Origin of the sequence: Ligilactobacillus sp. RTP31139st1_D10_RTP31139_211217 (assembly GCF_040226755.1) — a bacterium.
Taxonomy (GTDB): Bacteria; Bacillota; Bacilli; order Lactobacillales; family Lactobacillaceae; genus Ligilactobacillus; species Ligilactobacillus animalis.
The window spans coordinates 84,956-100,213 of the sequence record NZ_JBCOAR010000003.1; the positions used below are offsets into that span (position 1 = coordinate 84,956).

Consider the following 15,258-nt stretch of genomic DNA (forward strand, 5'->3'; position numbering starts at 1 on the left):
AAAATTCATTCACTAAAGCAACGCATAACAAATAAGACAGCTTTCACCAAAAATGCCCATTCTGGTGAAGGCTGTCTTATCCGTACGGCGCTGACCGCTTTGGATCACACTCTAATCAAAGCGAAGGTGGACTGAACGCCCACTGATCTCAGCTAACCGCAATAATTCATCTGTTGTCGGCAAAGCTTCACCGGCTTCGATCGTTTTTAGCCGTTCCCAGCTAAAGCCTGCTTTATATGCAAAATGTGGCTGATCTAGCCCCATTTCTTGCCGTAATTTTCGGACTGCAAATTGATAATCTACTTGTAGATTACGAACTCGGTAGGCTTGTTTTTGTTCAGGGGTCAATTCGATCATTTTAGCATTGAAATTAGTATGTTGATCGCCCTGTTCCTCGGTGGTAAAAGCTTGTAACTGGCGCTTTTTTTGCGCTGCTTTGGCTAAGATCGCCTGTTTACTGGCAGCCATTTCGCGGATAAAGCCAGCTACATCCGGTAAAGTACCTACCATCAACTCGTTTGCTCGTTTGCCCACTGCATCACTTCATTTCCCTATTTTCACTTAATTATAGCAAAAATAACCCGGAAAATTGCTTAAATCGTCAGATCTTCACCATTTGAAGCAATAACTTTTTGATACCAGTAAAATGAATCTTTGGGGATCCGCTTCAAGCTACCATTACCAAAATCATCACGATCGACATAGACAAAGCCATAGCGCTTCTTCATCTCACCCGTCCCATTGGACACAAGGTCGATACAGCCCCACATCGTGTAGCCCATAAGATCGACGCCATCTAGCTCGACCGCATCTTTCATCGACTGGATGTTTGCATTTAAATATTTGATCCGATAATCATCGTGAACTTTACCATCACTTGTGAGCTCATCACTCCAACCAAGGCCATTTTCCACGACCCAAAGTGGTTTGTGGTATCGATCCCACAAAACGTTCAAAGCTAGTCGCAAACAATCAGGATCAGTGGCCCAGCCCCAAGCATTGGTCTCTAAGTAAGGATTTTTGATCCCATTGATCCCTAAATTTCCACTATCAACAGCTTCTTGTTCATGCGTCGTCAAGACATTTGAACCATAACAAGAAAAGCTCACAAAATCGACCGGATAGTCTTTGAGCAAAGCATGATCTTCTGGCGCAATATCAAGCTTGATACCTTCACGTTCATATTCTTTTAATTTATAGTCAGGATAGCGGCCACCGGCTTGAACATCAGCATAGAAAAGCATCTTTTGGTTGTATTCCATAACTTTGATCTGATCGGCGGGATCACAAGTATACGGATATACCGGCTGATAAGCTAACATCATGCCGACCTGCATATTTTCATCGATCTCATGGGCTAGCTTGACTGCCAAAGCACTAGCGACAAATTGATCATGCGCAGCTTGCGCCCGGCTTTGCAAACTCGAATCCAACAAGCCTGCTCCCATATATGGGGCTAGATCAACGGCATTGATCTCATTAAAGGTCAACCAATACTTCACTTTGCCTTTATAGTGTGTGAAGACAGTTCGCACATAATTTTCAAAGAACTTGATCAACTTGCGATTTTTCCAGCCACCATAGTCATTGATCAGACCAAGAGGCGTCTCGTAGTGCGAAAGAGTTACCAGCGGTTCCATCCCATACTGTTTGCATAGGTCAAAGATCTTATCATAAAAGACTAGCCCAGCTTCATTTGGCGTTTCTTCATCGCCATTTGGAAAGATCCGTGACCAATTGAGTGAGAGCCGATAACACTTAAATCCCATCTCTGCCATCAATTTAAGGTCTTCTTCATAGTGATGATAAAAATCTGTCGCTGTATGACTTGGATAGTAATACCCGTCGACTAACGCTGGTTTTGCACCTACTGGCAGTTCAAAATCGCTCCCCCATTCAAGTGGAGTTGCTCCCGTCGTGCCGTCAGATCTTTTCCACGTAACTTTACGTGGTTCAGTTGCTGAGCCGTTCGTTAAAACATCGACCGCATTTAGACCTTTACCATCTTCAGCAAAGCCACCTTCATATTGGTTGGCAGCCGTTGCGCCACCCCACAAAAAATCTTTCTTAAAAGCCAATCAGCTCACCCTTTCTTGTCTAAACCGTCAACTCTACCTGTTCTAACAGTTCAAACGTATCATTTTCTTTATCGAAGCCATATTTAAAGATCGCCCCATTTGGGATATTGGAGAGCTCGAGCTGGTCATCCCAGCGTTTGATAAATTGTAAACACGCATTAGCATGTGTGACTGCCAAAACGGTGTGACCGCTGGAACGGTGCATCAATTCAGTACAGGTCGTAACGATCCGATCTTGAACTTCAAAATCACTTTCGCCACCGTACTTAACAAAAAGATCACCATACGGGCGCAAGTGTTGTAGGTAATTATGCTCACCTTCAAGCAGACCGAAGTTTTGTTCCTTCAATCCCTTTAGACGCATATATGGTAATGACGTAACTTGACGCAAAGTATCACAACAGCACTCAGAAGCTGAACAATAAGTCGCCGAAAGATCGACTTCTTTAAAATATTCGCTTGCTCGCTTGGCCTGCTTGATACCGTTTTCAGTAAGTGGTGAATCACTCCAACCTTCGATCTTACCCAATTGGTTGAATAATGTTTCACCGTGTCGCATTAAATATAATGTTTGTTTCATAAGCCCTCCATAAAGTATACTCTTTTAAAAATATGACTTTACTTAATCAGTATAACGCTTTCTTTCTGACTAAGCAAAGAACAACTGCTACAATAATTCCTGATTATCATTATCCGTTTTTTTACTTAAATTAATAATAAAGCAGTGCTAAGAAAACCTTAAGATTTCTTAGCACTGCACTAGAATCGAAACGTGTTCGGCAAAGCAGCTCCTAGGAAATAACAATGTCCCAGCCATGAGGCAAAATACGCCTCATGGCTGGGATACCGTTATTTCTACGGCGCTAAACGCTTTGCCTCACACTCTGCCTTAGAATGCACCGCCGGTTCCGCCGCCACCGCCACCGGAACTACCACCGGAGAAACCACCTGAACTACCACTAGACGATGAATCAACATTGGCTGCCGCAATACTTTGTTCAAAACTTGAGGTGAAACTGTCATTCCAACTACCTGCAAAATACAATGCATAGTAAATACCAAAACCAGTCTCTAATTCAGCTACACTAAACTCGGCTTTCAAGGCCTTGATGACCTTCTTCGCTAATCCAAATGCAACTGCATACGGCATGATCTGCTCCCATAAAACAATGTCGCCTACTTCGCGCAGATCAAAACGCCCAACATCTTTTAACATCGATCTGAAACACCGTAATTCATAGATCTCTCTGTCTCCCGTTGGCGTATAACCCGAGTGCGTCATCAAATACTTGGCACTCAATAAAATGATCACGATCCCTAAACCTAAACAGACCCATCTGATCGTTCCACTAAAGATAACTCCCAATAACAATAAGATCCCTAAGTTGACAAAAGCACCTAGCATAACAGTAATACACCAAGTATGCGTCTTTTTATCGATATAGTTATAGGCATCAGCTTGACGTTTTACCCGCTTAGCCCATTGCTCAAATTTTTTACTAAGCGCCTTGGCTTTACTGCGCTTGTTTTTTACCTGCTTAAGGGTCTTTAGATCAAATTCAGTCCCATTTCCGATATTCTTAAAGAGAAAACGCAATAAGCTATCTTCTAAAATTGCCTTATCCTTCAACTTGATCACATAATTTTCTTTGCCTGAAGCTTCAACGATCTCCAACTTTCCTTGACCCGCAAGCTCCAATAAATGTGCACTGAATGCTTGATTATTCGGCTGCATTTGGTTTAATACCGCAAAAGCTACTTCAGGCGCATACTTAGGGATCTCATAACTATGCTTAAGTGGCGGTAATTTGGTCTTTTTATTTCCCGGGTTTGCCACCAAGATCCCGATAAAGCCTAGTGAAAGGGTGAACACAAGCCCACTGAAAATATTTTTGATGATTCGTGCCTTTTTTTCCTCAGCTTTACGTTTTTGATTAGCTTCATTAGCCAACTTAGCCTCGGCTTGCTGGACCCTTTCTTTTGCCTTTTCGTTAGACACTTGCGGATTAATAGGTGTGACCGAGGTCGGGAAAAGCATATGTGTCTCCAACATCTCATCGGTATCAAGTTCATCAAGTGTCAGCGTCACTTTACCCTGCTTGCGATCAACATCGGTATAGCCGGTCAAAGGACCATGCGTCCAAGCTTGCAGATCATTGATCGGAGCTTGGGGCAATTGCACCGTCACCTTGACATTATGCAAGCGCACATCCCAACCAGCACCGAGGATCTTCCAATTCAACTCAGCCGTATCTTGATAGTTCGTGATCAAGCCACTCAAAACATAGTGATAGTTCACCGTCAACTTATCATCACTGACTTTATGATAGACTTTGAGCTTTAAATTATCTGCCGTCTTTGTTTGCGTAAATGTATTGTTCTCCCCTGTTGAGCTCTCAGTCAACTGAGTCGTTTGACCATTCTGGGTGATCGAGACCTCAATTCCACTGACATCAGTAACTTTAGTCAGGTTTTGGTCGTAATATACCCCATTAAAATCGCCATCAAATTCATAGGTTATTCGTTGGGTAAAAAATATTTCGCCACCTTCACGTACAATTGCCGTTGCATCATAGTCAGTTATTTGATAATCACCATCTGCTAAAGCCGTACTACTCGCAGTGAAGAATAAGCCTAGACCAACCAACAGACTTACGATCAATTTACCTATCCTGTTCATTTTCATTGCCCCCTTTGCCTGATACTGTCTCTTCTTAATTATCTCAAAATTGTTAACTTAAGACAAAGATTAGCATTAGATCTATAATTATAGGTATACAGATGAAATATTTTTGGGTAACTTAAATTTTTTGTTTACAAATTTAAATTCTACGGTAGAATATAGTTTAGAATCATTCTAAAAAAAGAGGTTATCAATTATGGATAGTAAATTGACTTTAGCTCAGCGCGTCAATATTTTACGTGCGAGTGTCATGGGTGCAAATGATGGGATCATCTCAGTTGCTGGGATCGTTGTCGGGGTAGCTGGGGCTTCTGCCAGTAACTATGGGATCTTTATCTCAGGGATCGCCGGAATGCTAGCGGGGACCGTTTCGATGGCAATGGGCGAATATGTTTCAGTTAGTACGCAAAAAGACTCTGAAAAGCAAGCCGTCGCTGAGGAAAAAGCACGCTTAAAATTGAACTATGAGCATGAATTTGAAATGGTCAAACAAAAATATTTAGCTCAAGGGATCAGACCCGATCTAGCACAAAAAGCAACGGAAGAAATGATGCAAAAAGATCCACTCGTGACCACAGTTCGCGAACGCTATGGCTTAAATATCAATGAGATCATCGACCCGTATGCCGCAGCGATCGCTTCAATGGTCTCATTTCCAACTGGTTCATTATTGCCGATGCTTGCGATCACGCTGTTTCCCGAAAAGATCAAGATCATTGCGACCTTCATCGCTGTTTTGATCGCTTTAACTTTGACTGGCTGGGGCGCAGCTATTTTAAGTAAGGCTGATAAAAAGCAAGGTATCATCCGCAACGTCATCTCGGGGACACTGACGATGGCAGTTACATATTTGATCGGGAAAATTATTGGGGGGTAGACGCAGATGAAAAAGACAAGTTCAATGAGTGAACGGCTCAATACCTTACGGGCTGGGGTCTTAGGCTCAAATGATGGGATCTTGACCGTGGTCGGCGTATTGTTCAGTGTGGCGGTGGCAACGACTGATCAATTTACGATCTTTATCGCGGGGCTTTCTGATCTACTAGCCTGTGCTTTTTCGATGGCAGCTGGCGAGTACGCTTCGGTCAGCACGCAAAAAGATGCCGAAAAAGCGGCAGTCGCTAAAGAAAAGCAATTATTAAAGACTGATTTTTCAAGTGAATTAGCAACTGTCAAAATGTTTTACGTTGAACGGGGCGTAAGCGAACAAACTGCTGCTTTGATCGCCCAAGATCTGATGTCAAAAAAGCCACTTGAGACCATCATCAGCATCAAATACAACCTAAATCTCGGGCAATATATGAATCCGTGGAATGCGGCTCTCTCGTCTTTAGTCTCGGCTTCGATCGGTGGGATCTTCCCGTTAGCAGCCATGACTTTGAGTCCAGTTCAATATCAATGGCCGGCCACGATCTTAGCGGTCTGTGTCTCAGTCGCACTGACCGGCTATTTAAGTGCTAAATTGGGCAATGGCATGGTCAAGACTGCTATCCTACGCAACTTGATAGTAGGGATCATCACTATGATCATCCACTACACCGTCGGGATCATGCTATAAATACACAGTGCGAAGAATTGCGCTTAGCTCCGTAGAAATAACTGCAGCGCAACTTTGAGGCGCTTTTTGCCTCGGAGTTGTGATGGGGTTATTTCCTAGGAGCTGCAATTCGCAGCACGACTTTACACAGTGCGGAGAAAATCGGGATGAGCCGTACGGATAGCCTAGGATAGGCGATGATGCGGGCTTAGCATCATTGACTATCCGTAGCTATACGCTAGGCTCAGATTTTCGCAGCACGACTTCACAGTGCAAAGAAGTACAAATAAAGAATAAGCGATAAAGCAAACGCGGGCCCCACCAAGATATGGTGGAGCCCGCGTTATTCATACGGCACTAACCGCATTATCACATACTTATTAGTCCACTTGATATTTCCGTAAAAATTGCTGTTCACTGACAACACGATGGTCGGTCACATCTAAATAGTCACCTTAGTCGGCCATGACATACATCGTATAACCGCAAAAGCCACCACCTAAAGTCCCGATCATCTCCAACTTTAGGTTTACCATAGTCGAAGTATCTAGCGCTGGCATCACGATGCGTAAACGCTTACCGACCCAAGTCAAATAATGCTTAGCAAAAGCTTCTTTGACCCATTGGGGCTGTTCATTAGTCCGACTTACTTGCCAAACTTCCACTGTTTTTCCGTGTAATTTAGCTTGCATTTTGCTCACTTCCCAGCTCTAGTATACGCCAAAAATAATTATTTGTTTAAAAAAATTTGGTCCCTAATGTTATTCATTGTATCTTTCCCAGTTCATCGATCAAGTGCTTGACTTGCTTGAGCGAACGACGTGGAAAATACTCGAACTCACCGTTAACAAACAGGATCTTTCTTTCCTTAAGATCGATCGACTTGATATTTTTGGCGTTGACGATACACGATTGTGAGATCGGATGTAAAAACTCGGATTGCTCGACTAGCTCCTTTAAATTGCCATTAAATTCAGCGATCCCATCAACTTTATAGAGGCGCAGTCGATGTGGGCGCTCAGTCGTTACGATGCAGACGACATCATCAATATTTTCGTTATATATCTTGTGGCCGATCTTATAGGTAAAGGTGTATTTTTGTGCTGTATGACTTGTAGCGATATTTTCTAAAGCTAAGGCCAAGGCCTCTGTTATTCGACCTTGAAATTCCGAGCGCGTCGAATCTTTGATGATATAATCCAAAGCACCGATCCGCCGATGGAAAGTCATTAGTGCCAATTCATCATGCGTTGTTACAAAAATGATCTGCGCTTTAGGATCTTGTCGTTTGATCGCTTCGGCTAGATCCAAACCTATCCTATCATACTGTTTAGGCGAAAGTTCGATATCTAAAAAATAGATTCCTCCCGTCACTTGATGGTCGGTGACCGCTTGTAGCGTCGCAGCATATGAGGTGTAGTACCCTAAAAATCCTAGTTTCCCCTGTCGCTCATCATCTTGGATCACGATCGCCCGCTCAAGCATCTCGGCTAGGCCTTGGGCTTGCGCTAATTCATCATCACATACGAGCACTTGATGTTTCATCTCTCTCACCTTTCTTCCAAAACGACCTTCATCTCAAAGGTAAATTCATGCTTGGCTGACGTATACTCGATAAAAATATTGTTGTAGTCTGATACGATCTCACGCACAGTCGTAAGTCCCACCCCATAATGTCCGGCTTTAGTCGAATAGCCCGCATTTTCGATCTGAGCTAATTCAACTTTTTCATGTCGGCAACGATTTTTCAGCATGATCTCTAACACGCCCTCTGTCTGATAGAGTGCCATTTGGACATAAGCACTTGCCCCTAAAAGACGACTTTCTTCGATCGCATTATCTAAAACGATCCCGATGATCCGCACTAGATCAAAGGTATCTAAATGCGCAGGCGTCTTGATCTCTTGCCGACATTCAAAATCGACTTTGATATCATAGCTGAATAAAATGTTTAACTTATTGATAAAGATACTCTTTAACTGTAGATCTCTGATATTATCTACATCATTAAAACGCCACAAAAGTTTATCCGTAAAATTTTTTTGCGAATATTTAGCTAACTGCTGTAAAGCTTGTGCACTCTTGCCCGCCCGAATGCTTTCTTCTAGACTGAGCAACATATTTTGATAATCATGCTTGAATTTGCGCAACTTACGCTGATTTAGCTCTAATTCACGCATATAGGCTTCCAGATCGCGCCGCTGTTCTTCGAGGTCTTTTTTATGCTGATACTGTTTGATCAAAGAGTAAATGATCCCGACAAAAATCAACTGGATCACGGTAAAACCAAATAAGATCCCCGTCACAAACTTACTTTAACTCACATCCCGGATAAAAAGAAACGAGTTCAAAGCAAGCCCCATGTAGCAAATAAGCAAAAAGAAGGGTTTTCCGGTCTCGCTATCCAGCTCACTATCAACTTTAAGATGCACTCCTATGTAAACAAAGATCGCACCACACAACGCCTCAACTGCTAAATGCCCTAAAGCAAAATAAATTGCAGAATAATAACGCCAGAGAATATCACTTGCTAAAACTGCAATGAATATTAGGCAATTTGCCAGCACTAATCGCCCTAGTAGTGCATAATTACGTGGTTTGGTCCGATAAAAGAAGTAAAATGCGAGCATTTCTAACGCCAAGGAACAGTATTTCCCAACGATCCCCGCTTGATCTAAACTGACCAGGAGTGGCAAAGTAACTGCGATAAAAAGCACCGTCTGTGACCGACTCTTGTTAGGCTTGATCAAAAGGTAGATCGCACTATATTCAATAATCGTTGCGATCAGGCTAAAGCCCCATCGATACAGCATATCCGATCCCTTCTATCATCAAAATTCTTGATTTCATCTTAACATAAGACAATATTTGGACTATACTCAAATACTCGAAAAAAGTTGCCATACTAACACATTTCAGTTGAGCTCGTCTTTGCTTCCCGAATATGAGTAAAAATAGCCCAGTTATGATACTTTCAGTTAGCACCAGCATATTGATGCTATCCTTTATTAGGAAGGATCGAAGGTGCTCAATATGAAAAAATATTATTTCTTTGCTTCATTACTAAGTTTAATACTCTTAGCTTTTTTGACGTTGACGATGACAAAAGTAATTTTTCGTTTATCCTTTATCATCAATTCTCTGTTATTAGTTATTTGGGCCCTCGCTGTTATTCTATTTCATCGGACACTAGTGAGGCTCAAGAAGTTGCTTGCATCTAAAATTTTTTATCTTTTAGGCTATTTCTACGTCATGGTACAAGTTCTCTTAGCAATAGCGCTTGGCGCTTGGCGTTTATCGACTAGTAACTACCCCAAGGGATATAGTTACCGAAATTTGCTATTCGCTTCTATTATTGATCCTCGTCGGAATCATGATATACCTAATTATTCGAGCTATTTGGGTCTATAAGGGGAAAAGCCCTATTAAAAAAGCACAGGCTAGCCTATGCTCTTGTTAGATCAATAATCATGGCACAAAATACGACCAATACAAATGAAATGCCCATTTCAAGATTGATCCAAAATAATAAGATAGCTACAAATATTGCTACTAATACTTTAAGATTCAGAATATATTTATCCATCCAATACCACAGAGTCCAAAATATTCCTACCCCTGTTCCTACCGTGAACCAAAAAAATTCTGCGATCGAATCCAAGATCCCCTGCACGCTACTCACCCCATAATAACTATAATAATTCCAAAACTATTTTATGCTAAAAACTCAAAAAATAGTGCAAACACTCATAAGTGGTCCTTTGGCTAACATATTTATTCGATCTGTTGCCAAAAAGTCTTGCGATAGTACCCATGACACCAAATCGTTACCCCTAAAATAACGAGCGGTATTACAGTATTTGTTACCCAAGCAGGTAATACCGTAGCCAAGAAAATAGCGATTCCCATAATGATCCCTTCAACTAATAATAATACTGCCCCTTGCAAAAATAGTACGATCTGTCCGCCACCGCGTGTAAAAAGTTGTGAGATGTCGACCCATTCTAGATATCGTTTTCGCCAATCTCTAACGAAAAAATATATGGTACATACATAAGTTGCACTTAGGATCCCTATCAAAAAATATACCCACCCCCACCACGGAAAATGAGTGATTATCCCTAAACTAACAGCTACTACAAATGATAGACTCATTTGTAGCCAACAGACGATCTTAAACTTATTCTTGAGATATCGTTTCAAACTAAGTGGTAGACTCTCAATAAAATATAGATTTTCACGATCTAGTGAGATGATGATCGCTCCTAATGAAGTTATTCCATACATTAATGGTGTTAAACATACGCCCACTAGTAAAAAGATCCCATAGTATCTCCCCGTAATATTTTGTAGCGCCAGGTTTTGTCCCCATAAGCCAGGTAACATAAACATTAGTGGGATCATCAAGCTCCCCAAGATCACCTGCAATAATAAAGTGGGATCACTCAATAATCTTATATTGTAATGCTGTAAAACCCGATCCAAATTATTAAACTCATGGTGCTTTTTGACGACTTTAGTAACTTTATCACTCATCAATTGAGCATTTAGATCCCTCAAGAAGAGCTTACTCAAGCCCCAGCCCAAGATTCCGATAACACCTAATATCTCTAGTAAACTAAAGATCACCGCTTGCCAACTTGGCATCACGATCAATTTGTAAAATGGTAATGCTATCGCTATCACTTTGACATGTTCAGCTACTTTAAAGACATCTTTGAAAAGAGCATAGCTAAATACGATTATCACCATTGAAAATCCCAACAAGACAAAAGTAATGATCTTTTTGTGGTGCTGAAAGAATTTACTTCTAGTCAAAGAAAAGACGAGTAAATTTCCCAAAAGGCACAACAAAATAACTAATAAAAGATACGCTAAACTCGCAGCCAAGACTCTTAACCAAAAGAAGCCTTGTGCTTGCCAAGCAGTCAATAACATCATGACATAAAGTGGCAAAGTTACTGGTAGTGTCGACCAAAATACCGTCAGCATTTTTGCCAAAAAAAGCTCACTCATCTTAAATGGTAACGGCAAATAAGCATTCAGATCGCGACTATCAAAAAAGATGTTGTAAATAAACATTATTTCCTGGGAAATAGTGACCACTCCAAACCACACGACCATCAGCGTAAATAGTCCCGGCGATCGTATAAAGTCACTTGCTAAAAATATCCACCCAAAGACGACAGCTAATAGGGCCCCACTACCTAGATCCATCAATAAAAACTTCTTGATCAGTTGGTCCCCACTCTTGTGATTCTTCCGCTCTCTTAGCGTCAGTTCAGGTTGACGGTAGATCAGACTTACCTTGATCAAAGCCCATAACCGATGCAGATCGATCATCTCATTCACCCTCTTTCCGGCCGGCTAACTCTAGATAGATCTGTTCTAAAGATTTCCCTGGTTCTTTGGCTAACAGTTCCGCCACGGTACCATTGTAGATCAGTGAACCCTTCTTCAAGATTGCTAGTTCATCACACAATTGTTGAGCCGTATCTAAGATATGTGTTGAAAAGATCACCGTCTTTCCCTTCGCAACGTGCTTTTTCATCATCTCTTTTAGATCATAAGCAGCTTGCGGGTCTAGTCCTTGTAGTGGTTCATCTAAGACCCAGATATCTGGCTCAGATAATAAAGCTCCCACGATGATTGCTTTTTGGCGCATCCCGTGTGAATAGCTCTCCATGACTTCATCTTGGCGTTCTAAGATCCCAAATGAGCCAGCTAATTCTTTGATCCTAGTAGCCTTTTCACTTGCCTTGATCTCATAAGCAGCCGCTAGCATGTCCCAGTATTCAGCTGCCGTTAGCTGTAAAAAGATATCGGGTGAATCGGGAACATAGCCGATCATTTTCTTGACCAAAAAGCGTTGCTCGGCCAAATCTTTCCCATCAACTATGATCTGCCCCGCATCTGGATTTAAGATCGAGACTAAGCTCTTTATGGTCGTTGATTTTCCCGCTCCATTATGGCCTAAAAAGCCAAAGATCTTTCCCGCTGGGATCACCAAGTTCAAATTATTCAAAGCGATCACATTATCATATTTTTTAGTTACACCTTTGAATTCGATCATCTGTACCACCTCACTGTAAGTATAACTTATCTTTGGCGCAGAAATGGTATTTATCAGATGTGGTCTTTTTTATGACAAATATGTACACGCAAAAAAAAAGCAGCACATGTAGTACTGCCCAGATCGAAGACAAACCTTATTTTATTTAATGAGTGTTTGTCTTTTTTTATGTATATTGATATTATCTGCCCGATGTGTCCACAATGAAAAACCAACAATAATTCCCAACACAATGATCCCGACAAGCGCAAATTTTGCTTTTAGACCCTTTTCTTTTCCATTGTTATTCCTCCCTAACACTTCAAATCCTAAAGTATCGGTGATTTAAATTCCACCATCAACGATAGAGCATTTTACATCTTTGTCCAACACCTTAAATTCTTTCTTACGTATCTTTTAGCTCCTTTCTATAATCCGATCATGCTATCAAAAAAGTTGAAAAAGTATCTCCAAACAGTAAATGGTCCTATTTTTCAGTAAGTGGTCATTTTTCAAAAAAATTATTTTTTAGGGTTACATATCAGCAACTCATTTCGTTATTAGTAGTGTAAGGGCGATCGACTTACAGAATAAATCTAAGGAGGACTAACCAATGACTGAAGCAATCTGGGACAAAAATGCAATTCGCGTAAAACTTGTAAAAAAGGACGGGACAACACGACAACGTTCCTTTAACAATGTGATCCAAGGTGCAACTCCCGATCAACTCCATCAATTTGGACAACTCATCGCTATGTTGACTGGCGAACAGCTAAAAGAAGTTTATGTCATGACCACAAGCCACACTAATTAAGCACGGAGGTAACACATTATGAAAAAATTAGATCTCATCTTCTTATCCACTGCTAAGCATGCGACACACCACATGCAGCTAAACTTTGTCGATACCGATCTTGACACGGAAAAGGTCAAACAAGCGATGCAACAACTCGCTGATCTGAAGTTATTTGTCGACAAGGATAAGAATCCCATGTATGAGGTTCCCATGGGCGCACGGTATGTCACGACCACTGATCACGTTTTATTCGATAATAAACCCGCAAAATAACCCGGGTTAAAAACCTTATGCCCCGTTAACACCAAAGCACGACCGAGTTGACCTCGGTCGTGCTTTTTACTTTGTCTGTTCGCTTTGAAAGCCCCGTTCAAAGCCATGTGTTATGTCATCTAAATGCAAGAGTCCAGATAGAAAAAGGGCCCCAACGACCAACAATAATAATACGCCACCTAAAATAGTTAGCTTATGTTTTTTCATTTTTATCGCCCTCTCGTACAACAAAGAAGATATATTGCTATTTTTGGTTCTGCGCCTCTCTCATACCATCTCTGATTCCTTGCATAAAGCCATCCCCGTTATCGTTACCACTCAAAGCCAGATAAGCAACTAGACCTAATACTACGAGTACACTACACAAGATGAACACATTACGTTTTTTATGCTTTTTCATCACGATCCTCCTAAATTTCTTAATTTTCACAATATTAAGATAACGCAAAAATGGGGCAAACCGCGAAAATCGTCGTATTTGGGTGTTCTTGTATCCAATTTGAGTAAAATAAAATATATAGGTCTAAATCTACAAGTTAAATTTATCATTAACTGCATAATATAATTCTTTTCTTGGTTCGCTATATGCTTTATTTCTATTAAGCACAAGCAAATTGTATATTTTTCCACTGACCTTAATTCAAAAACTAGCTAAGATGTTTCCTGCATTCTCTAGTCTAGGATAAAACATTTACACTACTCAACAACAACCTACCAAAATTCCAAACTTGTTATGTAAAGCAACATGAAAAAACTAGTATCGTATGTAACATTCTCTATTTTGAAAAAATCCTGCTACCAGTAGGCAAAATCCTGTAACCCAATTGATTTTAGTTAGTAAGGAGTTTATCTTTAGGTGCAAGGAAAGATCGCTCTTTCCTAAAAAACATTGGAGGTATGGTATATGAAAAATTTAGCAGAATATACAGCTTTACCCGAAAATGAACTCGAATCAATTTCAGGTGGGGCAACAATTTCCCCTAAGATCCGCGGTGATTGGGTTGTGGGGTCTGTGGGATTTGCAACAGAATTCGCTGTTGCTTACTATTATGAACATCGAAAGGAGAAGAAACGATATGGTAAGTAAATTAAATTTTCCAATTTTATCAATCGCTGAACTTCAAACCTCGATTGGCGGTTCCAGACCAATCTCCGATGAAGAGAATTCCGGAAATGCAGGAACTTTCTTTACTGCCTTAGGTGCTGGTGCATTTCTTGGTTCACTCGCTGCATATGCCAATTATACTCCTAAAAAAAGACGTAAAAAGCGACGTTAAATCGCTAATTTTTAGGTAAAGGTCGGTGAATATACATGTTGGTTTTAAAAAAGTTACTACTTCTGTATGGATCAAAAGTGGCGATTATGCTTGCTTATCACTTGTTAGCTTTTTAGCTAGCTTAAACACATTTTCATCTTGGTTAGAACCTGGCTTACTAGTTCTTGTTTTTAGCGGTTTATCCAGCCTAGAATGTAAAAACAATAAATTATTTTTTTCGCAGCTCGAATTCTTAGAAGGGATCATCCTCGCGACTGCCGTCTATGCCATGTGTTTTTATTACCTAGCCGACAGAGAAGTTATGGTACTTTTTGCCTTTGTGATCACTTGCCGGCTATTCGATAAACTCGCTAAGCTCAAATAGTTCGCATAAGCAGTCCCTAAAATTATTTTGATGAGGGTCGGTGAATAGCAATGTCAGTTTTGAAAAAAGCCAGCATCTCTTGGTGGGGCAAAGCTAACTGCTATGTCTGCTTAACGTTCATTAGCACTTGGGCTAGCCTTGATCCAGTCTCATCTTGGCTATCTCCAGTCCTATCAACGCTTACCATCAGTATGCTGT

18 protein-coding genes and 1 pseudogene are annotated in these 15,258 nt (G+C 40.9%); 7 read left to right on the forward strand and 12 right to left on the reverse strand.

Translation table 11 applies throughout. From position 1 onward, the window contains the following. Window positions 1–111: 111 nt before the first annotated feature. The 4 genes from ABT996_RS02705 to ABT996_RS02720 all read right to left on the reverse strand — a co-directional run bounded on the left by ABT996_RS02705 (window position 112) and on the right by ABT996_RS02720 (window position 4,758). Entirely contained in the window at window positions 112–534 is a 423-nt protein-coding gene (locus ABT996_RS02705) for a helix-turn-helix domain-containing protein (RefSeq protein ID WP_010690019.1), read from the reverse strand. A gap of 59 nt (window positions 535–593) precedes the next feature. Beyond that, window positions 594–2,078 (reverse strand): family 1 glycosylhydrolase, encoded by a 1,485-nt coding sequence (locus ABT996_RS02710; protein WP_035447058.1) that lies wholly within the window; start codon window positions 2,076–2,078, stop codon window positions 594–596. Between the two features lie 19 nt (window positions 2,079–2,097). Beyond that, window positions 2,098–2,658, reverse strand: coding sequence for a histidine phosphatase family protein (locus ABT996_RS02715; protein ID WP_035447056.1), 561 nt, complete (start codon window positions 2,656–2,658; stop codon window positions 2,098–2,100). A gap of 309 nt (window positions 2,659–2,967) precedes the next feature. Continuing rightward, window positions 2,968–4,758, reverse strand: coding sequence for a DUF2207 family protein (locus ABT996_RS02720; RefSeq protein WP_035447055.1), 1,791 nt, complete (start codon window positions 4,756–4,758; stop codon window positions 2,968–2,970). 199 nt (window positions 4,759–4,957) lie between these two features. On the opposite strand from ABT996_RS02720, the gene ABT996_RS02725 reads away from it, so the two are divergent. Together ABT996_RS02725 and ABT996_RS02730 are read left to right on the forward strand one after the other, a co-directional pair. After that, on the forward strand, window positions 4,958–5,638 hold the full coding sequence (locus tag ABT996_RS02725) for a VIT1/CCC1 transporter family protein (protein ID WP_035447053.1): 681 nt from the start codon (window positions 4,958–4,960) through the stop codon (window positions 5,636–5,638). Window positions 5,639–5,644: 6 nt separating this feature from the next. Continuing rightward, the gene (locus tag ABT996_RS02730) at window positions 5,645–6,319 is read left to right on the forward strand and encodes a VIT1/CCC1 transporter family protein (protein WP_010690026.1); all 675 of its coding nucleotides are present in this window, start codon (window positions 5,645–5,647) and stop codon (window positions 6,317–6,319) included. 359 nt (window positions 6,320–6,678) lie between these two features. On the opposite strand, the pseudogene ABT996_RS02735 reads toward ABT996_RS02730, so the two are convergent. From ABT996_RS02735 to ABT996_RS02760, 6 genes and pseudogenes are all read right to left on the reverse strand, one after another. Beyond that, window positions 6,679–6,990: pseudogene (locus ABT996_RS02735) on the reverse strand (hypothetical protein). A gap of 73 nt (window positions 6,991–7,063) precedes the next feature. Further along, window positions 7,064–7,843: a LytR/AlgR family response regulator transcription factor gene (locus ABT996_RS02740; protein WP_035447051.1), complete on the reverse strand. Its 780-nt coding sequence runs from the start codon at window positions 7,841–7,843 to the stop codon at window positions 7,064–7,066. A gap of 5 nt (window positions 7,844–7,848) precedes the next feature. After that, on the reverse strand, window positions 7,849–8,604 hold the full coding sequence (locus tag ABT996_RS02745) for a GHKL domain-containing protein (protein WP_052006315.1): 756 nt from the start codon (window positions 8,602–8,604) through the stop codon (window positions 7,849–7,851). A 9-nt stretch (window positions 8,605–8,613) separates the two neighbouring features. Beyond that, window positions 8,614–9,111 carry a hypothetical protein gene (locus ABT996_RS02750; RefSeq protein WP_035447049.1) on the reverse strand — a complete coding sequence of 166 codons (498 nt, stop codon included), beginning with the start codon at window positions 9,109–9,111 and terminating at the stop codon, window positions 8,614–8,616. Window positions 9,112–10,072: 961 nt separating this feature from the next. Further along, window positions 10,073–11,641, reverse strand: coding sequence for a hypothetical protein (locus ABT996_RS02755; protein ID WP_010690036.1), 1,569 nt, complete (start codon window positions 11,639–11,641; stop codon window positions 10,073–10,075). A gap of 1 nt (window position 11,642) precedes the next feature. After that, complete coding sequence (locus ABT996_RS02760) at window positions 11,643–12,371, reverse strand: ABC transporter ATP-binding protein (protein WP_010690037.1); 729 nt, start codon at window positions 12,369–12,371, stop codon at window positions 11,643–11,645. Between the two features lie 592 nt (window positions 12,372–12,963). On the opposite strand from ABT996_RS02760, the gene ABT996_RS02765 reads away from it, so the two are divergent. Both ABT996_RS02765 and ABT996_RS02770 read left to right on the forward strand, forming a co-directional pair. Continuing rightward, entirely contained in the window at window positions 12,964–13,164 is a 201-nt protein-coding gene (locus tag ABT996_RS02765; protein WP_035447045.1) for a DUF1659 domain-containing protein, read from the forward strand. An 18-nt stretch (window positions 13,165–13,182) separates the two neighbouring features. Further along, complete coding sequence (locus tag ABT996_RS02770; RefSeq protein ID WP_035447043.1) at window positions 13,183–13,419, forward strand: DUF2922 domain-containing protein; 237 nt, start codon at window positions 13,183–13,185, stop codon at window positions 13,417–13,419. A gap of 66 nt (window positions 13,420–13,485) precedes the next feature. On the opposite strand, the gene ABT996_RS02775 is transcribed toward ABT996_RS02770, so the two are convergent. Both ABT996_RS02775 and ABT996_RS02780 read right to left on the reverse strand, forming a co-directional pair. After that, entirely contained in the window at window positions 13,486–13,626 is a 141-nt protein-coding gene (locus tag ABT996_RS02775; RefSeq protein WP_010690040.1) for a hypothetical protein, read from the reverse strand. Window positions 13,627–13,663: 37 nt separating this feature from the next. Beyond that, a complete protein-coding gene (locus ABT996_RS02780) occupies window positions 13,664–13,819 on the reverse strand; it encodes a cytochrome c maturation protein CcmE (protein ID WP_146024636.1) in 156 nt (51 codons plus the stop codon). 504 nt (window positions 13,820–14,323) lie between these two features. Here ABT996_RS02780 and ABT996_RS02785 point away from each other — a divergent pair. From ABT996_RS02785 to ABT996_RS02795, 3 genes are read left to right on the forward strand one after another with little or no spacing between them, the layout of a single operon-like run. Continuing rightward, complete coding sequence (locus tag ABT996_RS02785) at window positions 14,324–14,506, forward strand: hypothetical protein (protein ID WP_010690042.1); 183 nt, start codon at window positions 14,324–14,326, stop codon at window positions 14,504–14,506. Next, window positions 14,496–14,696 carry a hypothetical protein gene (locus tag ABT996_RS02790; protein WP_035447041.1) on the forward strand — a complete coding sequence of 67 codons (201 nt, stop codon included), beginning with the start codon at window positions 14,496–14,498 and terminating at the stop codon, window positions 14,694–14,696. The genes ABT996_RS02785 and ABT996_RS02790 overlap by 11 nt, the downstream gene beginning before the upstream one ends. Before the next feature lie 25 nt (window positions 14,697–14,721). Beyond that, the gene (locus ABT996_RS02795; RefSeq protein WP_035447038.1) at window positions 14,722–15,060 is read left to right on the forward strand and encodes a hypothetical protein; all 339 of its coding nucleotides are present in this window, start codon (window positions 14,722–14,724) and stop codon (window positions 15,058–15,060) included. Window positions 15,061–15,258 lie beyond the last annotated feature (198 nt).